The organism is Pseudomonas sp. AK106 (genome assembly GCF_053903055.1).
Genome location: NZ_CP096426.1, coordinates 3,038,505 through 3,060,112 on the forward strand (window position 1 = coordinate 3,038,505; position 21,608 = coordinate 3,060,112).

18 protein-coding genes and 1 tRNA gene are annotated in these 21,608 nt (G+C 61.9%); 7 read left to right on the forward strand and 12 right to left on the reverse strand.

Features of this window, described 5'->3' with window-relative positions; genetic code table 11:
• Positions 1 to 30: 30 nt before the first annotated feature.
• The 6 genes from M1E04_RS13465 to M1E04_RS13490 all read right to left on the reverse strand — a co-directional run bounded on the left by M1E04_RS13465 (position 31) and on the right by M1E04_RS13490 (position 5,459).
• On the reverse strand, positions 31 to 1,656 hold the full coding sequence (locus tag M1E04_RS13465; RefSeq protein WP_369318058.1) for an NADP-dependent glyceraldehyde-3-phosphate dehydrogenase: 1,626 nt from the start codon (positions 1,654 to 1,656) through the stop codon (positions 31 to 33).
• A gap of 142 nt (positions 1,657 to 1,798) precedes the next feature.
• The gene (locus tag M1E04_RS13470) at positions 1,799 to 2,923 is read right to left on the reverse strand and encodes a diguanylate cyclase (RefSeq protein ID WP_456291490.1); all 1,125 of its coding nucleotides are present in this window, start codon (positions 2,921 to 2,923) and stop codon (positions 1,799 to 1,801) included.
• A gap of 163 nt (positions 2,924 to 3,086) precedes the next feature.
• A complete protein-coding gene (locus M1E04_RS13475; protein WP_456291491.1) occupies positions 3,087 to 3,854 on the reverse strand; it encodes a DUF72 domain-containing protein in 768 nt (255 codons plus the stop codon).
• Entirely contained in the window at positions 3,851 to 4,282 is a 432-nt protein-coding gene (locus M1E04_RS13480; RefSeq protein ID WP_296308459.1) for an HhH-GDP family DNA glycosylase, read from the reverse strand. The genes M1E04_RS13475 and M1E04_RS13480 overlap by 4 nt, the downstream gene beginning before the upstream one ends.
• Positions 4,283 to 4,368: 86 nt before the next feature.
• Complete coding sequence (locus M1E04_RS13485; RefSeq protein ID WP_456291492.1) at positions 4,369 to 5,061, reverse strand: RES family NAD+ phosphorylase; 693 nt, start codon at positions 5,059 to 5,061, stop codon at positions 4,369 to 4,371.
• Entirely contained in the window at positions 5,055 to 5,459 is a 405-nt protein-coding gene (locus M1E04_RS13490) for an antitoxin Xre-like helix-turn-helix domain-containing protein (RefSeq protein WP_456291493.1), read from the reverse strand. The genes M1E04_RS13485 and M1E04_RS13490 overlap by 7 nt, the downstream gene beginning before the upstream one ends.
• Positions 5,460 to 5,858: 399 nt before the next feature.
• On the opposite strand from M1E04_RS13490, the gene M1E04_RS13495 reads away from it, so the two are divergent.
• Together M1E04_RS13495 and M1E04_RS13500 are read left to right on the forward strand one after the other, a co-directional pair.
• Positions 5,859 to 7,916: a TonB-dependent siderophore receptor gene (locus M1E04_RS13495; protein WP_456291494.1), complete on the forward strand. Its 2,058-nt coding sequence runs from the start codon at positions 5,859 to 5,861 to the stop codon at positions 7,914 to 7,916.
• Positions 7,917 to 7,981: 65 nt separating this feature from the next.
• Positions 7,982 to 8,057: transfer RNA gene (locus M1E04_RS13500), tRNA-Asn, on the forward strand.
• 114 nt (positions 8,058 to 8,171) lie between these two features.
• Here the strand turns inward: M1E04_RS13500 and M1E04_RS13505 are convergent.
• From M1E04_RS13505 to hemB, 4 genes are all read right to left on the reverse strand, one after another.
• Positions 8,172 to 8,858 carry a dihydrofolate reductase family protein gene (locus tag M1E04_RS13505; RefSeq protein ID WP_456291495.1) on the reverse strand — a complete coding sequence of 229 codons (687 nt, stop codon included), beginning with the start codon at positions 8,856 to 8,858 and terminating at the stop codon, positions 8,172 to 8,174.
• A gap of 415 nt (positions 8,859 to 9,273) precedes the next feature.
• A complete protein-coding gene (locus M1E04_RS13510; protein WP_065991567.1) occupies positions 9,274 to 9,681 on the reverse strand; it encodes an SRPBCC family protein in 408 nt (135 codons plus the stop codon).
• Positions 9,682 to 10,059: 378 nt separating this feature from the next.
• Positions 10,060 to 10,545, reverse strand: coding sequence for a Dps family protein (locus tag M1E04_RS13515; protein ID WP_456291496.1), 486 nt, complete (start codon positions 10,543 to 10,545; stop codon positions 10,060 to 10,062).
• Positions 10,546 to 10,930: 385 nt separating this feature from the next.
• Positions 10,931 to 11,905: a porphobilinogen synthase gene (gene hemB / locus M1E04_RS13520; protein WP_192131348.1), complete on the reverse strand. Its 975-nt coding sequence runs from the start codon at positions 11,903 to 11,905 to the stop codon at positions 10,931 to 10,933.
• A gap of 202 nt (positions 11,906 to 12,107) precedes the next feature.
• Between hemB and M1E04_RS13525 the strand changes: the two genes are divergently transcribed.
• From M1E04_RS13525 to M1E04_RS13535, 3 genes are all read left to right on the forward strand, one after another.
• Complete coding sequence (locus M1E04_RS13525; protein ID WP_446731120.1) at positions 12,108 to 13,397, forward strand: MFS transporter; 1,290 nt, start codon at positions 12,108 to 12,110, stop codon at positions 13,395 to 13,397.
• 111 nt (positions 13,398 to 13,508) lie between these two features.
• Positions 13,509 to 14,447: a class I SAM-dependent methyltransferase gene (locus M1E04_RS13530; protein WP_192131346.1), complete on the forward strand. Its 939-nt coding sequence runs from the start codon at positions 13,509 to 13,511 to the stop codon at positions 14,445 to 14,447.
• 489 nt (positions 14,448 to 14,936) lie between these two features.
• Entirely contained in the window at positions 14,937 to 15,932 is a 996-nt protein-coding gene (locus tag M1E04_RS13535) for an IS110 family RNA-guided transposase (protein ID WP_456291497.1), read from the forward strand.
• An 819-nt stretch (positions 15,933 to 16,751) separates the two neighbouring features.
• On the opposite strand, the gene M1E04_RS13540 is transcribed toward M1E04_RS13535, so the two are convergent.
• Complete coding sequence (locus tag M1E04_RS13540) at positions 16,752 to 18,371, reverse strand: methyl-accepting chemotaxis protein (protein WP_192131343.1); 1,620 nt, start codon at positions 18,369 to 18,371, stop codon at positions 16,752 to 16,754.
• Between the two features lie 265 nt (positions 18,372 to 18,636).
• Positions 18,637 to 19,473, reverse strand: coding sequence for an IclR family transcriptional regulator (locus M1E04_RS13545; RefSeq protein WP_296308476.1), 837 nt, complete (start codon positions 19,471 to 19,473; stop codon positions 18,637 to 18,639).
• Between the two features lie 246 nt (positions 19,474 to 19,719).
• Here M1E04_RS13545 and M1E04_RS13550 point away from each other — a divergent pair, with 246 nt between their 5' ends.
• Together M1E04_RS13550 and M1E04_RS13555 are read left to right on the forward strand one after the other, a co-directional pair.
• Entirely contained in the window at positions 19,720 to 20,748 is a 1,029-nt protein-coding gene (locus M1E04_RS13550; protein ID WP_456291498.1) for an ABC transporter ATP-binding protein, read from the forward strand.
• Positions 20,745 to 21,608: an ABC transporter permease gene (locus tag M1E04_RS13555; RefSeq protein WP_456291499.1), complete on the forward strand. Its 864-nt coding sequence runs from the start codon at positions 20,745 to 20,747 to the stop codon at positions 21,606 to 21,608. The genes M1E04_RS13550 and M1E04_RS13555 overlap by 4 nt, the downstream gene beginning before the upstream one ends.

Consider the following 21,608-nt stretch of genomic DNA (forward strand, 5'->3'; position numbering starts at 1 on the left):
ACACGCCTGCGGCCGGTTGGAGCCAATGAATCAGAAAATATAATCCGTGGTCAGGAACGTCGACTCACGGTTGTGAATGATGTCGCTGATCAGCGCCTTGTTACTCTCCTGGAACTTGGTCGCCACCAGGGTGCGGATCGAGAACACGCGCAGCGCATCGTCCACCGACAGCGTGCCCTCGGCCGAATTCTTGCGGCCGTTGAACGGGAAGCTGTCCGGGCCGCGCTGGCACTGCGCGTTGATGTTGATACGGCCCACCTGATTGGCGAACGCATCGACCAGACGCCCGACCTGCTTGGAGTCGTTGCCGAAGATACTCAGCTGCTGACCGAAATCGGAATCCAGCACGTACTCGATCACCGTTTCCAGATCGCGGTACGCCACCACCGGTACCACGGGGCCGAACTGTTCTTCGTGGTAAACGCGCATGTCCGGGGTGACCGGGTACAGCACGGCCGGGTAGAAAAACTGCCCGTGGGTCGTGCCGCCACCTTCGTTGACCACTTTGGCGCCTTTGCTCACGGCATCGTCCACCAGCCCTTGCAGGTAATCGGTCTTGCCCGGCTCCGGCAGTGGCGTCAGCGAGACGCCCGGTTCCCAAGGCATGCCCGGCTTGAGCTGGGCGAGTTTCTCCTCGAACTTTTCAAGGAAACTGCCGACCACGTTTTCATGCACGAAGAGGATCTTCAACGCCGTGCAGCGCTGGCCGTTGAACGACAGCGAGCCGGTAATGGCTTCCGTCACAGCGTTGTCCAGGTTGACATCCGGCAGCACGATTCCCGGGTTCTTGGCATCCAGACCCAGTGCGGCGCGCAGACGGTGCGGCTTGGGGTGGAGCTTTTTCAGGGCGCTGGCGGCCTTGTTAGTGCCGATGAACGCGAACACGTCGATCTTGCCGCTGGCCATCAGCGCACTGACGGTCTCGCGGCCGCTGCCGTAGATCACGTTGATGACCCCGGCCGGGAAGCTGTCGCGGAACGCTTCGAGCAGCGGACGAATCAGCAGCACGCCGAACTTGGCCGGTTTGAACACCACGGTGTTGCCCATGATCAGCGCCGGAATCAGCGTGGTGAAGGTCTCGTTCAACGGGTAGTTGTAAGGGCCCATGCACAGGGTCACGCCCAGCGGGACGCGGCGAATCTGGCCGAGGGTGTCCTGCTCCAGCTCGAAACGGCTCGAGCGGCGGTCGAGCTCCTTGAGGGCGTTGATGGTGTCGACGATGTAATCGCAGGTGCGGTCGAACTCTTTCTGCGAGTCCTTGAGGTTCTTGCCGATTTCCCACATCAGCAGCGTCACCACCGCGTCGCGCTGCTCGCGCATCAGCTTGAGAAAGGTCTCGACGTGATGAATACGATCAGCGACACGCATGGTGGGCCAGGCGCCCTGGCCACGGTCGTAGGCGTTGACGGCGGCGTCCAGCGCGCTCATTGCGGTGTCGGCATCCATCAGCGGCGTGCTACCCAGCACCACGGATTCCAGGCCCGCGTCGGTCTTCAGCGAGACCGGGCTCAACACCGGCGCCAACGGCCCGTGCCATTGATGCAGTTCGCCATTGACCAGGTAATCGCGCTGCTCGATGGCGGGGCCTGCGCGAAACTGCTCAGGGATCTCGTCGGCGCGCGGGTACAGGTTGTCCAGGCGGTTTTGCAGGGTCATCTCATTTACCTCTTCCAGTCGGTCATCGTGCCAAACAGGCTGGACACACTACGCCACAGCCGCCGCCGAATGAAAAGCGTCGAGATAAATGTCACGTCCGGGTGACACGAAAACCGTCTGCCACCCGTGCCAGAGTTGGCGTTCAGGCCACCGCGGTCTGGTTGCGCCCGGATGCCTTGGCCCGGAACAGCGCCTTGTCTGCGAGGGCCAGTAGCCCATGCAAATCCTGATCGTCGTGGTTCCACTCGGCAACGCCGAGACTCGCGGTCACCCCTTCGTCGTGCTGGCAGATGATGTCGGCGATGGCCGAGCGCAGTCTCTCGGCAATGATCTGCGCCGCGTCGATCGGCGTGTTGGCCAACAGCAGCGCGAATTCCTCTCCGCCCAGGCGGCCGCTGACATCTGCGTCGCGCACGGATTGGCGGATGACCCTGCCGATCTGCCGCAAGACTTCGTCACCTGCCTGATGGCCGTGGCCGTCGTTTATGCGTTTGAAATGGTCGATGTCCAGCATCAGGGCGCAGAGCGGCAGATCGGCCTGCTTGCAGGTCTCGTACACGGCTTCGGCCCGATGGAAGAAGGCACGGCGGTTTTGCAGTCCAGTCAGCTCGTCTGTCTGCGCGGCGTGGGCGGCGATACGATGGGCGTGTTCCATTTCACGGCTCAGGCGAAAGGCCTTCTCCATGGCCTGAGACAGCTTGCGCGTCGCGCTGACCACAAAGCCGGCAAAGATCAGCGACGCAGCCGCCATCCCCTGCTGCGCGGTCTGGGGCTGAACCAACAGCCAGATCGTGCACGGCAGCAGCACCAGCGCAATCGACACCAGGGTCATCGAGCGGTACGCCGAGTAGCAAGACACCGCACTCACTGACATGCCCACGGCGAACAGCAGCACCAGCGTCTGGATCAGCAGATCCCCGGCCTTCATCAGCGCCAGCGCGCCACCGCCCCATATACCGGCCGACAACACCAGCGTGATCCAGTAAGTGCTTTCCCAGCGCTCAGGGGTCCGGGCGGTTTCCGGCATCCGGAAATAAATGGCCAACATCACCAGGCGCAAGACGGTCGACGCGCCCAGCAGCCCTAGCCACCAGACAATCAGCGAGTGTTCCAGGCGCTCCCAGCAGATCCACGAGAGGATCACAGCCGCCAGCGCGCTGCCGAACACCGAGAAAAAACTCTGGCGCAGGAGCAGCTGCAATCGATCGTTGCGCACTTGGGCCCGTATCAGGGCCTCACGCGCCGGTTGAGAATCATGGAGGTACATCGAGTTCGCCCGACCCTGGCACTGGAAATGGGCCGATTGTGGCATCGTGCTATGACGCTTAACAACTCGCGCGCCAATTAACTCACACCTAACGAAAAGCAGCGTCGCCGATCGTTGCCGGTCAGGGCTCCAACCCCTCTGGAACGGGGGTTTTGGGCGAGGGTCATGACTGCGGACCGAGCAGCTCGATCAGCCTCAGCGCGTTGCCTGTAGCGGCGCCACTGGCAGTGTTGTCAAAAATACACAACGTCGGCGCGCCGCCTTGGGCCTCGGCCTTCAGCGCTACGGCCAGACGCGCCAGATAATCTTCTTCATAGGCGCTGTAATAGAGGCGCGGCGCCCCGTGCAGTCGCCAGTAGCGCAACCCCGGCCAACCTGCCGGCTGACTGTCGTTGCTGAGCCTCGACGGGTCGACCGTTGCTTGCGTAATGCGCCAGTGAGTCAACAGCGATTCGGCCTGCACCCAGGTTTCATGGCGCGGCTCAATGACCACCTGCCCCGCAAAGCGCTCGCGCAACCCGGTGAAAAACACTTCTGCCACGCCTGGCTCGAACGCCAGCGACGGCGGCAATTGCAGCAGCAGGCAGCCCAACCGCTCGCCCAGTTCACCGCATTGCCCGAGGAATTCATCCAGTGCCGGTGCGCAGCCCTGCAAGCGGTGTTCATGGGAAATGAGCTTGGGGATTTTCACCGAAAAGCGGAAATCCGGCGGTACCGATTCAGCCCAGCGCGCATAGGTCTGCGGACGATGGGGCCGGTAGAACGAGCTATTGATTTCAGCGGTATTGAAGTGCCGGGCGTAGCGTTGCAAGTGGGTGCCGTCCCCCGGAAACGCCGGCCCATGCTCGCGGCCCAGACTCCAGCCGGCGCAGCCCACGAAGATTCTGCCAGGCTCCTTCGAAAGAGCGCCGTCCAAAACGGCATTTTTCAAAACAGCATCTCCAAGGCTTCGCCCATGAAGATCTCTGCGGTCTTCGGGCCGATGCCGTCGAACGCCAGCAGGCGCTTTTCGAAGTCGTGACGGTCAGCGCTGGCGGCGGCCATTGCACTGACCGCACCGCCATATTCATCCGTCAGCTTGTTCGCCAGTGCCAGCAGGCGCACGGCGGTGGATTCGTCGTAACGCGCGTAACCGCCCTCGCCCAGCATCCTCACCCGTTCCCGGTGGGTGCAGGCTGCCAGCTTTCGCGGGGTGTCGCACCCGTGCCTGTCGACGATGACGTGGTAGGTCTGCACCGCCGCCTGCGCCCGAATCCGCTTGCCCATCAGGAAACTGGCCAGCAACCATTTGAACAGCGCCTGTTCACCGCCCTGCACAAGGTCGATACCCAATTCCTGCGCCGTGATGTGCTTGCCCATGGCCGCTCCTCGATTTCCATTGCTGGAGTGACTTCTCAAGGGGCGGATGAGTTCGATCTTTTGGGCGGTGTCTGGATCGACAGCCCTCAGGCGTTGGACAGCTGGTTGATGCCGATGACCTCACCGCTCCAGATCATTTCGTAGTGGGCGCTCTGCACGATGGACGTGACGTGCCGCGGAGTCAGGAGTGCCCAGCAATGATTGCCCGGCGAGCGCACCGATTGGTACCGCAGCCCGGCAATCCCGGCCTGCCTCGCGGCCTTGCCCAGCACACGGGATTGCGCGTAGTCGTCGGGTGCGTAAATGGGGTCGGAGAACGGGATGGCGGTGGCGTCGACGCAGCCCGCCTCGGTGAAACTGCAACTCAGGCAGCGGAACACAAAACGCTCGTACTTCAGCGCCGCAACCCGTGACCAGTACAGCTGTTGATGATGACGCACCTCCGCGATGGCCGTGTCGACCGTGTCGGCCAGGTACAGCGCGCCGAACTCGCCGCTGCTGAAGCGCGAGCCCGCAGGATTGACGTGGGTGAACGGCGCGACTGCGTAGGAACAACCGGGAATGCCGAAAGGGATTTCGGTCAGGGGAATCAGCTCGATGCGGCCGACTTCGTTCTGCAGGCGCGGGTTGGTGAGCGCCTGAATCCGGTACAGGGTCTCGAACTCGGCGGCGTCGGCGACGTCGCTGAACAGATCGATCGGCGGGAATTTGGAATTGACCAGGCGATAGCCCTGCTGCGCCTCACCGGCGAGCTCGGGAAGCGCGTCCGGCGTCACCATTGGGCGCCCCGGAGCGTGTCGATGCGTCGGAAAGTTTCGTAGAGCGAGATCATGTCGCCCTGGGCCATGACGTCCAGTGGCTTTCTGCCGTTGAAAAACTCGTTGTGGTTTTCCATCGCCGGGAAACCGTAGGCGTTGTCGGGGTTATCGAACAGGGTTCGCAGGGCTGCATGGATGTTCAGCACGAAGCTGACGCGCTGCATCTGGTCCTGATCCAGCGCCACCGACCACTGTGCGTCGTCCTGGCGGGCGCGGGTATAGGTGCTTCGGGAAATGCGCAGAATCTGACAGGCCTGCTCGCTGTTGGCCTTCCATTTGTCCAGAACCCGCAACGCCGCCCGCAAACCCACCACGCACTCGGACTTCGACAGTTGCCGCGCTGGAATGGCGATGGTCATGGAATTACCTCTTGGTCACGGCAGATGTCTTTTCTGTAGACGCAACCTTAATCGATCTGCATCCACGGACGCAATGTCAAGTTGCAGCAGCATGGACTTATAGCGCGACATCCGACGCTTTCCCGGCTAAAGCCGGTCCTACATTTGAGGCCATCACCGCCTCCCTGAATGAACGCGATCCCGAGTAGGACCGGCTTTAGCCGGGACTGAAACACACGCCCCCAAAACGCTCGTCCCAGAGCCTTCAATCCCGTGAAAAAATGTGAAAATGACATTAGTCACATCTGGTAATGATTCGCATCTTGATTCAGAATCGCGCTCCTCACCGCCCTCTCAGGAACGCCCATTGTGATCCCTCGCCTCCCCGCCTCCTTTCTTCTGGCTGGTGTCGTCACCGCCATGTCTGCCGCCAACGCAGCAGACGACCTCACTTTGCCGGCGATGCAAATCCAGGACACCGTTCCCCAGGACGACGGGCAAAGCGTGGGCTATCAGGGCAAGCCGTCTTCGAGCACCACCAAGCTGGGGCTGACCAACAAGCAGACGCCACAGGCGATCACCACCATCACCCGCGCGCAGATGAACGACTTCAAAATGAACGGGGTCAAGGACGCCCTGCGTTCCGCGCCGTCAGTGACCGTTGAGCAAAGCGAAAGTGACCGCACGGAGTTCACCTCCCGCGGGTTCGACATCGGCAGCTTCGAGTACGACGGCATGGGCATGCCCTTCGCCCAGACGATCATGATCGGCGATCTGGACATGGCCGAGTTCGAGCAAATCGACGTGCTCCACGGCGCCAACGGTTTGATGAGCGGCACGGGCAATCCTTCCGCCACGGTCAACTTCATCCGCAAGCGCCCGACCCGGGATTTCCAGGCGCAGATCGACACCAGCGTGGGCTCGTGGGACAACCGACGCATCGACGTCGACGTGTCGGGGCCGTTGACCGACACCGGCAATGTGCGCGGCCGCTTCATCTATGCCCACGACAAGGGCAACTCGTGGATGGACCGCTACAGCCACGAGAAAAACGTCGCCGCCGGCCTGCTGGCATTCGACCTGTCCGACGCCGACACCCTGACCGTGGGTTTCACCCAGCACAACAGCGATTCCAACGGCAGCACCTGGGGCAACCTGCCGCTGGTTGACATCAACAATAACCCGATCCACTACAGCAGCCGCTCGTCCAATGTGGGCCAACCGTGGACCTACTGGAACATGCACACCCAGCGCGCGTTTGCCGAATGGAAGCATGACTTTGGCAACGGCTGGAACGCCACGCTCACCGGCACCGGTATTACGGAATACCAGGACACCAACATGCTGTACGTGTCGAGCGTCACCGATGACGACGCCTCGGTGTTCGCCGCTGATACCTCCAGCAAGGCGCACCAGTTGCTGGGGGAAGCCAAAGTCTCCGGGCCCTTCAGCCTGTTCGGCCGCGACCATGAGTTGACCTTCGGCGCCGCCTATGGCCGCACGCACCAGAAAGCCCGTGAATACGATGCTGGCGGGGGCACCTACTTCGACACCTCGTTCGCCGGCATTCTCGCCGGCAATACCCCTTCGCCGCAGTTTGACTACACCAGTGACGTCACCAACACGCAGAACTTCGAGGACCGCCAGAAGAGCCTGTTCGCCGGTGCGCGCTTCAGCCTGGCGGATGACCTGCACTGGATCGCCGGTGCGCGCATGCTCAGCGTCGACGGCACGGGGGAGAGCTATGGCACCGATCATTCCCAGCGCGAGCACGGCAAGGTCACGCCCTACACCGGTCTGGTGTACGACCTGACCCCGCAGTGGAGCGTCTACACCAGCTGGACTCAAATCTTCAACCCGCAGTACGGCACGGTCGGCGTTGACGGGAAAGTGCTGGCGCCGCTGGAAGGCAAGAGCCTGGAAGCCGGCGTCAAAGGCAGCGTGATGGACGATCGCCTGAACCTGACGGCTGCGGTGTTCAAGACCAAACAGAGCAACGTCCAGTCGGCGGACTTCATTGAAGTGGGCTCGCAGTTCCGCTATTTCACCGACGATTACAAGAGCCACGGCATCGAGCTGGAAGCGTCGGGTGAAGCGCTGCCGGGCCTCGACCTGCTGGCGGGTTACACCTACGTGCACATCGAAAACGATGACGGCGACAAGGCCCGCCGTTATGTGCCGACCCATGCTTTTCGCGGCATGGCCAGCTACCGGTTGCCAAGCCTGCCCCAAGCCAGGATCGGCACTCGGGTGAGCTGGCAGAGCGGGATTCAGAACGACCACTACAGCGTCATCCGCCAGAACGCGTACGCGCTGGTCGACCTGATGACCAGCTACGACATCGACAGCAACTGGAGCACGGCGCTGAACTTCAACAACGTCACCGACCGCAAATACCTGACCTCGCTGTACAGCGGCACGGCGAGCAACTACGGCGCGCCGCGCAACCTGACGGCATCGTTGACGTGGCGGTACTGACCAACCCGAAATTTTTTATCACGGTCGCTTGACTTCCCTTTTCCAATCAGTAAGATAGCGCGCATTCCGCGATAGCTCAGTTGGTAGAGCAAGTGACTGTTAATCACTGGGTCCCTGGTTCGAGTCCAGGTCGTGGAGCCAGACAGAAGCAAACGAAAAGGCCAGCGCTTAGCTGGCCTTTTTCGTTTCCGATCGCTTTTCCCGGGCGCTCCCAGCCTGAAGCGGGACTGCATCAGCCCCGCTGCGCCCTTATCGTCAGGCCTTGGTGTAGCGCAGCCACACCGCGCCGCCGTCCTGCACATCCGCCGACGTCAACTTCAAATGCGTTGGTTGTTTCCACGCCTCGGTCGGCACCTCGAACGACGCCGGATGCTCGCCTCGCCCGTCGATCAGCGGCAGAATCAGCACACTGACTTCATCGACCAGCCCGGCGTTGACGAACGAGCCACTGACATGGGGGCCGCCCTCGACAATCAGGCGCTTGCAGCCCAGCTCGCTCGACAGGATCTGCACCACGTGCTGCAGGTCGATCTCGGTCTTCCCGGCAAAAATGTAAGAGACCTGAATCGACTGCAGGTACGCCAGGTAGTCATCCGACACCCCTTCGGTCAGGACTTCGACGACGTGGGAATCCAGCGCCTGATTCTTTTTCCAGCCCACCTTGCCCTGGGGGTCGATGGACACGGCATAGGCCTTGGCGCTGCGATCAGCGAAGTAATGACTGCGCTCGATGGGGCCTTTGGCGAGGCCCTTTGGATAGCCCTCGTCGTGGGCGATTTCCTGCATCGTCACGCGCCCGCAGATCCAGGCGTCAAACTCGAACGTCTGGGCGAGCTTTTCGTATAAATCTCCGGCGTCTTTCTTGAACGTGCGATCCCAGCCATCGGTAAGGGCGTGGCCGTCGAGGGAGGACATCATGTGGCAAATGACATAAGGCTGCATGGCAGGCTCCAGGCTGATAAGTGTGTAGAGCCGACCCGGATTCCGCGGTAATAGTTCACCCCGTCACTCGACCTGGCCTTCACAACCTGCTGCCCATCATTGCCGGTGATGTAGACCATGAAGGCTATTGTCTTCAGCTTCGGCAGGGCTCGCGTAACATCGCGTCATCCCAGACCCGACACGGACTTGCCACCATGACCCTGCACATCATCAATGCCCTTGCCCTCACCGCCGTGACCGTTTTCCTGGTCAACCGCGCGTTCGCCTTGTACGACCTGATCAATGCAGCGACGGTGTCAGAGCATCACTGAGGGCCTGACAGCCCGACGCACGACGATTCAGGCAAGGCACCGAAATGCCAGGCCGCAATGGCCTGGCGGTCCCGCGATTATCGGCGGCAGACCTCTTCAATGACTTAGAAATTGGCCTGCAGCGCTTCAAGCCCACCCACGTAAATCCCCTTGAATAATTCCTCGACGTCCGCATCGGTCACACCGTCGGCGGTGAACACGCCTGACCATTCCACCCACGCCCCCTCATCGCCATCCTCTTTGACTTTGAACGTCGCCAGATAGTCCTTGATCGGAAACGGTCCTTTGTCGATGGAGTAGCTGTACGTGCGCGCCGAATTGTCGTAGGTCTGCAGGCGCTCGGTGATTTCAGCACCGTCGTCGGTGGTCAGGTGACGGACGCGTCCGCCCTCCTTTGCTTCGCTGCTCTTGATGAACGGCAGCCACTCGTGCAACGAGTGGAAGCCACCGGTAAGTGCCCAGACCTTTTCGGCCGACACCGGGATGCGAATGGATGCAGATGCTTGAGCCATGATGTTCTCCAGAATTACGGGCAGCGGCCGATCAGCCAGCGCTGGATCGCGTGGCGGGACCGCGCCCTCTCTATATATGCGGTAACCGCGAGCAATCTTGTCACGATTGCTGCTGTTTCGGGAGGGTGAGCGCCGCAAACATCAGTCACCCTACCGGCGATGATGATCTGCTTGCGCCTGGCGTGGCCCCTCGTTTCTCGGGGTTCGTCCGGTCACGCCTGCACCCCAGTCACGATTGGCGGTGCCTGGTCTTGTTGCGCAGGAAGATCAAAAGAATGAATCAACAGCTTCCCGGCGGAAGCCGGTCCTACAAGTGACCGCGATGCCTTAGTGGGACCGGCTTTAGCCGGGAATAGGTCTCACGCCGAGATGAAGGTGTCAGGCAACGAAACCGTCACCTTCCAGCAGCGAGCGCAGCATCCAGGCGGCTTTTTCGTGGACTTGCATGCGCTGGGTCAGCAGGTCGGCAGTGGGTTCGTCACTGACCTTCTCCAGCAACGGGAACAGTTCGCGGGCGGTGCGTACCACCGCTTCCTGCCCTTCAACCAGTTGCTGGATCATGTCGGTCGCAGCGGGCACGCCCGGTTCTTCCTTGATCAACGACAGCCGCGCGTAGGTGGAATAGGTGCCCGGTGCCGGGAAGCCCAGGGCTCTGATGCGTTCGGCAATGGAGTCCACTGCGGTCGCCAGTTCGGTGTACTGCTCCTCGAACAGCAGGTGCAGCGTGCGGAACATCGGGCCGGTGACGTTCCAGTGGAAGTTGTGGGTTTTCAGGTACAGCACGTAGGTGTCGGAGAGCAGCCGGGACAGTCCTTCAACGATCTCTGCACGGTCTTGCTCGTTGATTCCGATTTCAATAGCCATGAGTTGCTCCCTAAGGTCTGTTGATTGCTGAGGGGTCGATTCTAGAGAGCACGCCCTGTTAACTGAAATCACCGCTGCCAATCGCTGCCATCGACACGGCCTATGAAACGCCGTCGCCCAACGACAATCGGCGTTGAAACAACAGTAGCCATTCGCGAACAAGCTCACGCCCACAAAATCGTGGATCGCCCCGGGTTTCGGCCGGTTCGTTGGACTGGTGGGAGTGAGCTTGCTCACGAAGAGGCCAGGACTGCCGGCCACTTTCTCTGGGGAATGACAGTCCGATTTCGTGAGTAAGGTGGAGCGCCACCCCGGTCACTGCCACAGGTCTGCGGCATGTTTTGAAACCGCGGTCTGCTCCCCCAAAACCTCAAGTGAGTGGAAATCAGATCCCGCTCAACGCCAGGTCCATCGCGAAGTACGTGAAGATCAAATCCGCGCCCGCGCGTTTGATCGCGCCGAGGGTTTCGCGCACGACGCGGTGTTCGTCGATGGCGCCGGCCTGGGCGCCGAACTTGATCATCGCGTACTCGCCGCTGACCTGATAAGCCGCCAGGGGAAGGTTCGAGGCTTCGCGGATGTCGCGGATGATGTCCAGGTACGCACCGGCCGGCTTGACCATCAGCGCATCGGCGCCTTCGGCCTCGTCCAGCAGCGATTCGCGCAGGGCTTCACGACGGTTCATCGGGTTCATCTGATAGGTTTTGCGGTCGCCCTTGAGCGCCGAGCCGCCGGCTTCGCGGAACGGGCCATACAACGCCGAGGCGAACTTGGTCGAGTACGCCATGATCGGCGTCTGGGTGAAACCGGCGGCGTCGAGGGCAGCACGAATCGCTTTCACCTGGCCGTCCATGGCCGCCGAGGGAGCAATCACGTCAGCACCGGCACGCGCCGCCATGACGGCCTGCTTGCCGAGGTTTTCAATGGTCGCGTCGTTATCGACATGGCCGCCATGCATCACGCCGCAGTGGCCGTGGTCGGTGTACTCGCAGAAGCAGGTGTCGGACATCACGATCATTTCCGGCACGGCGGCCTTGATGGTCCGCGAGATCCGCGAGACCAGGCCGTTTTCCTGCCAGGTGTCGCTGCCGGTGGCGTCCAGGTGATGGGACACGCCGAAGGTCATCACCGACTTGATGCCCGCACGGGCGTAGCGCTCGACTTCCTGCGCCAGCTTCGACTCGGGAATGCGCTGCACCCCAGGCATGCTGTTGATCGGAACGAAGTCGTCGATTTCTTCTTCGACGAAGATCGGCAGCACCAGATCGTTCAGGGTGAATTCGTTCTCCTGAAACAGCGAGCGCAAGCTTTCGTTGCTGCGCAGACGGCGTGGACGGGCAGCGGGAAACAGACTGGACATGGCGGTTCCTGAGCTAAAAATATCCGGAAGATTGCCGGGCCCGAGAGGTCCGGCACTATCAATGGCGCGAAGCTTATGCCTGCGCCGCCCTTGATTCAAACGCCGTGACAAGAAAGTCCGTTACGTCGGCCGCAACAGTGTTCAGAAACAGCGTGCAGAAACGGCGTGGAGAACCAACGCAACGGCGGCAGGTCATTTAGCAATGCCGCAGCCGTTCCGCCTGCGCATCGCCAGAGTGAGGCCAACCTTGAGCAACCCTTCCGATCAGCGCAACAACCGTTCTCTGGACGGTATTAACTTCTTTCTGGCGGATGTGCGCGATGGGCTCGGGCCCTACCTCGCGATCTACCTGCTGGCCGTGCACAAGTGGGATCCGGCAAGTATCGGACTGGTCATGACCCTCGCCGGCATCGCCGCGCTGGTCACACAAACCCCGGCGGGTGCGCTGATTGACCGCACCCGCAGCAAGCGGATGGTGGTGATCGTGGCGGCCTTGCTGGTGACCGCCGGGTGTCTGGTGTTGCCGTTCATTCACTCGTTCACCTGGGTGGCGATCACCCAGAGCATCAGCGCCATCGCAGGCTCGGTGTTCGCCCCCGCCATCGCCGCCATCTCCCTGGGCATCACCGGGCCGAAAGCCTTCACCCGCCGGACCGGACGCAACGAAACCTGGAACCACGCCGGCAACGCCTGCGCCGCCCTGCTGGCCGGCATTTTTTCATGGATGTTTGGGCCGATTGCGGTGTTTTACCTCATGGCGTTCATGGCGCTGGCGAGCATCGTCGCCGTCTCATTTGTCGATGCCTCGGCGATTGACCACGACGTCGCCCGCGGCTTTGACCCCAACCATGATCAGGGTAAGGACCAGCCCAGCGGCTGGGCGGTATTGCTGCACAACCGACCGTTGCTGGTGTTCGCCATCTGCTGCGGGCTGTTTCACCTGGCCAATGCGGCCATGCTGCCGCTGGTGAGTCAGAAGCTTTCGCAGATCGACGTCAACCTCGCCACGCCGCTGACCTCCGCCTGCATCGTCGCCGCGCAGTTGGTGATGGTGCCAGTGGCCTGGCTGGTGGGGGCGAAGGCCGACGTCTGGGGGCGCAAACCCTTGTTGCTCGCCGGCTTCATTTTTCTGCCGCTGCGGGGCGTGTTGTATGTGATGTCGGACAACCCGTACTGGCTGGTGGGCGTGCAGTTGCTCGACGGCATCGGCGCCGGGGCGTTTGGCGCGCTGCTGCCGCTGGTGGTCAAGGACCTGACACGCGGCACCGGGCGCTTCAACGTCAGCCTGGGGGCGATCTCGACAGTGTTTGGCCTGGGCGCAGCGCTGAGCAACGGCCTGGCCGGACTGGTCGTCCGCGAGGCGGGCTACAGCGCGGCGTTTCTGACATTGGCGGCGATTGCGGCCGTGGCGTTCGTGCTGCTGTGGCTGGCGGTGCCGGAAACCGGCGAAGCCGTGGTTCATGATCAACCGGAGGGCGCGCCGGCTACCTGATCCACGGAGTTGAAGGTCGGGGGAACGACGTTCGACGGCATGGCGCCGTCGTTCGCCGGGAAATGGGTTTAGAATGCCGCCCCTTTCCCACTTCCGACCTGCCGCCCACCGATGAATGCCGACGCCCTCGACCTGCTCGACTCCCACCTCCAGACCGCCCTCGCCGCCCCGCCCGCCGAGACTCGCCGCCTGTTTCACGGCCGTGGCCGACGCTGGCCGGGGCTCGAGCAACTGACCGTCGACTGTATGCAGGGCGTGGTGCTGGTGTCGCTGTTCAAGGCGCCAGGCGCCGATGAGCTGGAAGCCCTGAAGCAGCGGCTGTCCAGGCTGATCGAGTCACCGACGTGGCAGCAATCCAGCGCCCATACGCTGTTGTTGCAGCACCGCTATCTGCCGGACAGCCACACCGAGGCGCTGTTGGGCGAGGTGCTGGAGGAATGGACGCTGACCGAGGGCGGCCTGCGTTATCTCGTGGATTTCGGCAAAAAACAGAACACCGGGCTGTTCCTCGACATGCGCTACGGCCGCGACTGGGTGCGGGCCAATGCAGCGGGCAAGCGGGTGCTGAATCTGTTTGCCTACACCTGCGGGTTTTCGGTGGCAGCGATCGAGGGTGGCGCGGAGTGTGTGGTCAATCTGGACATGTCCCGGGCTGCGCTGAGTCGCGGCCGCGACAACCATCGCTTGAATGGCCATGACCTGAGCAAGGTCACTTTTCTCGGCCACGAGCTGTTCAAGTCCTGGGGCAAGGTAAAAAGCACGGGGCCCTATGATCTGGTGATCATCGACCCGCCGTCGTTTCAGAAAGGCAGCTTTTTGCTGACCAAGGATTATCAGCGGGTGCTGCGCAAACTGCCGGAACTGTTGACCCCGGACGGCACGGTGCTGGCGTGCATGAACGACCCGCTGCTGGGCGCGGACTTTCTCATCGAAGGCGTGACCCGGGAAGCGCCGGGGTTGCGGTTTGTCGAGCGGTTGGAAAACCCGCCTGAATTCGCCGATGCCGAGGAAGGGGGTGGGTTGAAAGCGTTGGTGTTCCGCCAAGGCTAACCGCAACGCGCGCGGCTTGGTAGGACAGGCTTTAGCCGGAAATGGGCCCTTGAGTGCGACATCAATTCTGCGGTGTGACGCCCGACGCATTCCCGGCTAAAACCGGTCCTACCAAGTGACCGCGCTGTGTCAGTGGGACCGGCTTTAGCCGGGAAGAGGCCCGTTTGTACGCTATCAATTCTGCGGTGTGACGCCCGACGCTTTCCCGGCTGAAGCCGGTCCTTGTATGTTCTCAACACACCCACGGAGAGATCGTTAATCTCCTGAGTGCGTCACCAAACAGATGTGTTCTGGGGGAGACCGATCGGTCCCTTAGGCAGGCCTTGCGCCTGACCTTGTTTGTAGAGAGGTCCCCCCGCCTCATTGCCCACCACGTAGAGTATCGAGAAGCCGACGAATCGGACTTCGCATTACAAGGTCGCAGCGGCATGAAGTTCGAGGTCAGGGGAACCAGAGCCATCATTACCTAGTTTTTCTGGAGATGAAAGCATGGCTGTTCACGTCGGTCTTGATGTCGGTTCACGCACGACGGCCATGGGATGGCGCGATAAAGGCCGATCAGCCGGCGCCTGGGAAATCACTCAAACACCTAAAGGCCGCAAGGCTGCCGTCAAGAAGCTTCTGGCCCTCAAACCGCTCAGCGTTGTCATGGAAGCCACCGGTATTTATTACCTGGATCTGGCGATAGAGCTGAGTGCGGCCGGTTTGCCAGTCTCGGTGATAAACCCGAAAAGCTCCCGCAATTTTGCCAGGCTGAAACTTCAGCACAGCAAGACGGATGCAATCGATGCCCAGTTGCTTGCCGAATATGGCGAGCGCATGACGCCTCGCCTGTGGACCCCGCCAACCGCCGCTCAGCTTGAGCTGCGGGCTATCGGCCGGCACATCAATCGCCTGGTCGGGCACCGCACCCAAGCGAAAAATGAGTTGCACGCTTTGAAGGCAACTGACACGTCTCCGGCGCTGCTGATCGAAGATGAGGAAGAGGCCATCGCAGCCTTCGACAAGCGTATTGAACGCTTCAGGAAAGCTGGACTTGATTTAGTTGCCAGTTGCCCGGTACTGCAAGGTCAGTTCGATAATATGCTGGCAGCCCCCGGCATGGGCGAGGTCTCCACGCTGGCCGCGCTTGCCGAAATGGCGACCCTGCCAACGACCTTGAAGTCAGGCCAGGTAAGCCGTCATGCAGGGCTGGATGTGCGGCTGACTCAGTCTGGAACGAGCATCGACAAGCCTGGCAGGCTCAGCAAATGCGGCAACGCATACTTACGCTGTTCTATGTACATGCCAGCGCTGACTGCAATCCGCTGCGATCCCTATGTGAAGGGGTTTTACGAGGCACTGGTGGGCCGAGGCAAGCGTAAGATGCAAGCGGTCTGCGCGGTGATGCGTAAATACCTGACAGGTTTGTGGGCTTGCATGCGCAGCGGCGAAGACTTCAATACGGCCAAGCTTTTCAGCGAAAAACATCTGCAAAAAGCTTGATCTGGAACAGAGTATCTACAAGGTGATCGGGGGGTGTCAGTGGGACCGGCTTTAGCCTGGAAGAGGCCCTTGAGTACACCATCAATTCTGCGGTGTGACGCCCGACGCCTTCCCGGCTAAAGCCGGTCCCACTGAGTGATCGCAGTGCGTCAGTAGGACTGGCTTTAGCCGGGAAGAGGCCCTTAAGTACACCATCAATTCTGCGGTGTGACGCCCGACGTCTTCCCGGCTAAAGCCGGTCCTACCGGGTGACCGCGCTGTGTTAGTGGGACTGGCTTCAGCCGGGAAGAGGCCCGTTTGTACGCCATCAATTCTGCGATGTGACGCCCGACGCATTCCCGGCTGAAGCCGGTCCCACTAAGTGGTTGCAGTGCGTCAGTAGGGCTGGCTTCAGCCAGGAAGAGGCCCTTAAGTACACCATCAATTCTGCGGTGTGGCTTCCGGCGCCTTCCCGGCTAAAGCCGGTCCCACTAAGTGATCGCAGTGCGTCAGTAGGACCGGCTTTAGCCGGGAATGGGCCCTTGAGTACGTCATCAATCTGCGGTGTGGCTTCAGACGTCTTCCCGGCTGAAGCCGGTCCTACCAGGTGACCGCTCTGTGTCAGTGCGACCGGCTTTAGCCGGGAAGAGGCCTGTTTGTACAACATCAATTCTGCCATGTGACGCCCGATGCCTTCCCGGCTAAAGCCGGTCCCACTGACACAGCGCGGTCTACAAGGACGCGGAGCGTCTAGGTCTGCATGCCCACGCGGAGCGTGGGAACGATCATCACTGAGTGATCGCAGTGCGTCAGTGGGACCGGCTTATGAACATCCGAGTTCTAGGCACTCAACCGCGAGATCACGTCATTCAACCCCACCGACAACACATGCAGATCCTGACTCGCGGTTTGCGTGCGCTGGACGTTGTCCTGGTTGGTGGTGGCAATCGCGGTGATTTCCGTCAGGTTGCGGGAGATGTCTTCGGCCACGGACGTCTGCTCTTCCGCAGCCGTCGCAATCTGGCGGTTCATGTCACGGATGGCTTCCACGGCACTGGTAATGCGTTCCAGCGAGGAGCCTGCCAGCGCCACCTGATCGACGCTTTCCTGGCTGCGGGCCTGCCCGCTTTCAATGGCTTGGGCAGCATCGACGGCGCCGGTCTGCACCGAGCTGATGATCTGGTTGATTTCCGCCGTCGAGGCCGCGGTGCGCTGGGCCAGCGTGCGCACTTCGTCTGCAACCACCGCAAAACCGCGCCCGGCATCGCCGGCACGGGCTGCTTCGATGGCCGCGTTCAGCGCCAGCAGATTGGTCTGCTCGGCGATGCCGCGAATCACTTCCAGCACCTTGCCGATGCGCCCGCTGTCGGTTTCCAGACGGCGAATGACGTTGGCGGTGTTGCTGATCTCGGTGCGCATCTGGGTGATCGCTGTGATGGTCGCGCCCATCACCTTGCTGCCTTCCTGGGAACTGCGATCCGCTTCGTCAGCGGCCTGGGCGGCTTGAGCCGCGTGGCGGGCGACTTCCTGGGCGGTGGCGGACATTTCGGTCATCGCCGTTGCCACCTGATCGGTGCGCTCGAACTGCTCGTGGGTGCCCTGGGCCATCAGCGCGGCAATCGCCTTCAGTTCGCCGCCGGCACTGTCCAGGTCGGTGGTGCTGCGCTTGAGGCGGGTAAAGGTGTCGGCAAGGAAATCCCGCAGCGTGTTCGCCGCAACGGCCAGACGTCCCAGCTCATCCTGACGGGTGATGCTGACGCGGTCGCTGAACTTGCCCTGACTCAGTTGCGCGACGTATTCGATCAACATGCGGATCGGGCCGACGATGTTGCGGTTGACCATCCACAGGGTGAGCACGCCGACCAGCAACGCCGAGGCGAGCATGACCAGCGTGCCGATAAGGATGGTCCGGTCGGCGGTGCTGCTGAGGATCGTCGACTGCTCGTCACTTTGCTTGCGCAGGCCAACCACCAGGCCGGTCATCTGCTCACTGGCGGCACGGTCAACGCCTTTGACGGCCATGTCACCGGCAACCGGATCGCCACCGGAGGCAATGTAAGCGTCACGGCCTTTGCGGTAGGCCACGCCGAGGGTGCGGTGCTCGTTGCGCAGCGCGTCGACCTGGGTTTTGGTCGCGGGGTCCAGCCCGTCCATTGCACTCAGGCTGCCGAGGGTGTCCTGCACCTGGCGTTCCTGGTCTTCGAACTGCGCCCAGAACTTGTCGCGGTCGGCCGGCTGTTTGCCGCGCAGCAGCACGTTCTTCCATTCCTGCACCTGAACCTTGAACTGCAGGTTGGCCTGATCGACCAGTTGCGAGGCGTGCAACGGCCCCTCAAGCAGACCGCGATAGGCGTGGACGTTGCTGGACAGGAACTGGAAACACGCCAGGGCAATCAGCACGACCAGCACGAGGCTGCCGCTGAGCAGCGCGAGGATCTGCAATCTCAGGGATTTCGACATAGGAGGATCTCAAAAGGGAGGACAACCTGCTCCGAGGATCACCCGGAGTTTTTGCGGCTTGCCACATCCCTGTGCCATCGAGTCGGAGCGGTCCGAAAACGAGGCGCCTGCACAGAGTGCTTCGACCCTGCGCAGGGCTTCTTGAAGGCCGGCCCGGCAGATCCGACGAACGGCTGAGAAGCCCCAAGAGCAAGGCCTGCAGCCCAATCAAACGGCTATCTAAATGTACTGAAAGGCATTCAGATGAGTGTGTCGGCTGCGGCAGTCATTCTCGCTGACCGAACACCTGAGAGGGGCGGCGCAGCACCGGATCGAAGGGATTGATCTTCTGGCTGATCGCCGTTGCCTCGCGCTTGAGCATGTCCACCACCGTGGGCATGCGGTCGGCACTGAGGCGGTCGCTGAGGGTGGCCACGCTCAACGCCGCCACGGCCCGGCCATCGCGGTCGAGAATCGGCACCGCCAGACCCGCCATGCCTTCCAGCACGCCGGTGTTGCGCGCGGCGTAGCCGGTCCGCCGCACTGTGTCGATTTCCGAGCGCAGCATCACTTCGTCGTAGAGGTGGAAATCCCGCAGGCGCGGCAAGTTGTAGCGGATGACGGTCTCGCGTTCTTCTTCCGGCAGAAACGCCAGGATCGCCAGACTGCCCTGCCCCACGCCCAGTGCCACGCGACCGCCGATGTCGCCGGTGAAGGTGCGGATCGGGTACGGCCCTTCGCTGCGGTCCAGACACACCGCATCGAAACCACTGCGGGCCAGCAGAAACAACGAGTCCCCCAACGAGGCCGACAGGCGCAGCAAACTCGGCCGCACCACGTCGCGCAGGTTGCCGGACTGTCCGGCGCGCGCGGCAAGGGCGAAAAATTCCAGGCTCAGGCGGTAACGCTTGCTGCGCAGGTCCTGCTCGACCATGCCCTCGTCCATCAGGCTGCGCAGCAAACGGTGGGTGGTCGGTTGCGACAGACCCACCTGCTGCGCCAGTTGTGTGACCCGTTCACTGCCATCGGGACAATTGCCCAGCGCCCGCAGCACGGCAAACACGCGAGAGACCGCACCAACCCCTGTTTCTTTCTCAGCGCTCTTCCGCTCAGTGGAATCCATTTCGCCACGATCCTCATTTCTTTTCGCTGATTGAATGAATTCGCAAAAACTACTCACTCAATGAAATTGCTCGTTGAGCGCATCCTAGTCTTGGGCCTACGATCGGTCCACAGGGCGATTTGAATAACAGCGGCAGCCGACATTGATCGAGCGCCAGCGTCCACAGCCATACGCAGCACTTCTCTTCGCATCTGCCCATAAAAAACGCGCGCCCTCGGTGCGCACGAAAAAAGGTGGAACGCAGCCATGGCTTTTCTTCAACTCCAGGCACTGTGCAAACGCTACGGCCCCATCGATGCGGTCGTGGCCACTGACCTTTCGGTGGAGCAAGGCGAATTCGTCTCCCTGCTCGGCCCCTCCGGCTGCGGCAAAACCACCACCCTGCAAATGATCGCCGGCTTCGTTGACGTCAGCGCCGGCCGCATCCTGCTGGACGGCCGCGACATCACCCACGCCAAACCGGCCAGTCGCGGCCTGGGCGTGGTGTTCCAGTCCTACGCGCTGTTCCCGCACATGAGCGTGCGCGACAACGTCGCCTTCGGCCTGAAAATGCGCAAAGTCTCCGCCGCCGACATCGAGCGCCGCGTCTCCCGGGTGCTGGAACTGGTGCGCCTCACGCCCCATGCCGAGCGTTACCCTCGCGAGCTGTCCGGCGGGCAGCGTCAGCGGGTGGCTTTGGCCCGGGCGCTGGTGATCGAGCCGCCGGTGTTGCTGCTGGACGAACCGCTGTCCAACCTCGACGCCAACCTGCGGGAAGAAATGCAGTTCGAGATCCGCCGCATCCAGCGCGAAGTCGGCATCACCACCCTGATGGTCACCCACGACCAGGCCGAAGCGCTGTCCATCAGCGACCGCGTCGTGGTGATGCAGGCCGGGCGCATCACCCAGATCGACGAGCCCTACCACCTCTACGAACACCCCCGTACGCGTTTCATCTCGGGCTTCGTCGGCAAGGCCAATCTGCTGCGCGGTGATCGCGATGCCAGCGGCGCGGCCCAGGTCCGTCATCAGCCTGGCGACGGCGAGCTGGTGTTAAGCCTGCGCCCCGAAAAAATCGACCTGGTGCCTGCGGGGACTGGCCGCCTGCAAGGCCGCGTGGCCATGCGCTACTTCCTCGGCAGCCAGTGGCTGTACCGCATCGAAACAGACATCGGCGAAATCACTGTGGTGCGCCGCAACGATGGCGACGCGCCGATGAACGAAGGCTTCGCGGTGGGCCTGGACTGGCCGTCGGACCTGCTGCGGGTGTTGAGCGTCGACGAGGTGCCGGCATGAGTGTGCTGCGCGACACCGGACGCGGGTACCTGCTGTCGGCGCCGGCCCTGGCGCTGTTCTTCGGCCTGCTGGTGCTGCCGTTGCTGCTGACGCTGGTGCTGTCGTTCAACGTGTTCGACTACGAAATCGGGGTCAAGGGCGGTGAGTGGACGCTGGCGCAGTACACCAATCTGCTCACCGATTCGTACTTCTACGAGATCTTCCTGCGCACCTTCTGGATCAGCGCGCTGGTGACCCTGCTGTGCGTAGTGATCGGCGTGCCCGAGGCCTACATCCTCAGCCGCATGGGCACCCCGTGGCGGTCGATTTTCCTGATCCTGATCCTCACGCCGCTGCTGATTTCGGTGGTGGTGCGGGCGTTCGGCTGGAGCCTGTTGCTGGGCGCCGACGGTCTGATCAATCAGGCGATCCAGGCCCTCGGCGGTCGCCCGATCAAGATGCTCTACACGCCGTTCGCGGTGATTCTGGCGCTGGTCCACGTGATGCTGCCGTTCATGATCATCCCGGTGTGGACATCCCTGCAAAAGCTCGACGCCTCCGCTGAACAGGCCGCGCTGTCCCTTGGCGCGACTCAGGCGCAAGTGATGAGGATGGTGGTGCTGCCGCAGGTCATGCCCGGCGTGCTGTCGGGGACGTTGATCGTCTTCGGCCTGTCCGCCAGCTCGTTTGCCATCCCCGGACTGCTCGGCGGGAGGCGCCTGAAGATGGTCGCCACCGTCGTCTACGACCAATACCTCTCGGAACTCAACTGGCCCATGGGCGCGGCGATTGCCGTGGCGCTGCTGCTGATCAACCTGCTGGTCATGCTGTCGTGGAACCGGCTGGTCGAAGGCCGCTATAAAAAATCCCTGGGGGAATGA

Bases quoted from the DNA above. Each gene is read 5' to 3' on its own strand.
- M1E04_RS13465 (WP_369318058.1), bottom strand. From the start codon at position 1,656: ATGACCCTGCAAAACCGCCTGGACAACCTGTACCCGCGCGCCGACGAG.
- M1E04_RS13470 (WP_456291490.1), bottom strand. From the start codon at position 2,923: ATGTACCTCCATGATTCTCAACCGGCGCGTGAGGCCCTGATACGGGCC.
- M1E04_RS13480 (WP_296308459.1), bottom strand. From the start codon at position 4,282: ATGGGCAAGCACATCACGGCGCAGGAATTGGGTATCGACCTTGTGCAG.
- M1E04_RS13485 (WP_456291492.1), bottom strand. From the start codon at position 5,061: ATGGTGACGCCGGACGCGCTTCCCGAGCTCGCCGGTGAGGCGCAGCAG.
- M1E04_RS13490 (WP_456291493.1), bottom strand. From the start codon at position 5,459: ATGACCATCGCCATTCCAGCGCGGCAACTGTCGAAGTCCGAGTGCGTG.
- M1E04_RS13495 (WP_456291494.1), top strand. From the start codon at position 5,859: ATGTCTGCCGCCAACGCAGCAGACGACCTCACTTTGCCGGCGATGCAA.
- M1E04_RS13505 (WP_456291495.1), bottom strand. From the start codon at position 8,858: ATGCAGCCTTATGTCATTTGCCACATGATGTCCTCCCTCGACGGCCAC.
- M1E04_RS13510 (WP_065991567.1), bottom strand. From the start codon at position 9,681: ATGGCTCAAGCATCTGCATCCATTCGCATCCCGGTGTCGGCCGAAAAG.
- M1E04_RS13515 (WP_456291496.1), bottom strand. From the start codon at position 10,545: ATGGCTATTGAAATCGGAATCAACGAGCAAGACCGTGCAGAGATCGTT.
- hemB (WP_192131348.1), bottom strand. From the start codon at position 11,905: ATGTCCAGTCTGTTTCCCGCTGCCCGTCCACGCCGTCTGCGCAGCAAC.
- M1E04_RS13525 (WP_446731120.1), top strand. From the start codon at position 12,108: ATGCCGCAGCCGTTCCGCCTGCGCATCGCCAGAGTGAGGCCAACCTTG.
- M1E04_RS13530 (WP_192131346.1), top strand. From the start codon at position 13,509: ATGAATGCCGACGCCCTCGACCTGCTCGACTCCCACCTCCAGACCGCC.
- M1E04_RS13535 (WP_456291497.1), top strand. From the start codon at position 14,937: ATGGCTGTTCACGTCGGTCTTGATGTCGGTTCACGCACGACGGCCATG.
- M1E04_RS13540 (WP_192131343.1), bottom strand. From the start codon at position 18,371: ATGTCGAAATCCCTGAGATTGCAGATCCTCGCGCTGCTCAGCGGCAGC.
- M1E04_RS13545 (WP_296308476.1), bottom strand. From the start codon at position 19,473: ATGGATTCCACTGAGCGGAAGAGCGCTGAGAAAGAAACAGGGGTTGGT.
- M1E04_RS13550 (WP_456291498.1), top strand. From the start codon at position 19,720: ATGGCTTTTCTTCAACTCCAGGCACTGTGCAAACGCTACGGCCCCATC.
- M1E04_RS13555 (WP_456291499.1), top strand. From the start codon at position 20,745: ATGAGTGTGCTGCGCGACACCGGACGCGGGTACCTGCTGTCGGCGCCG.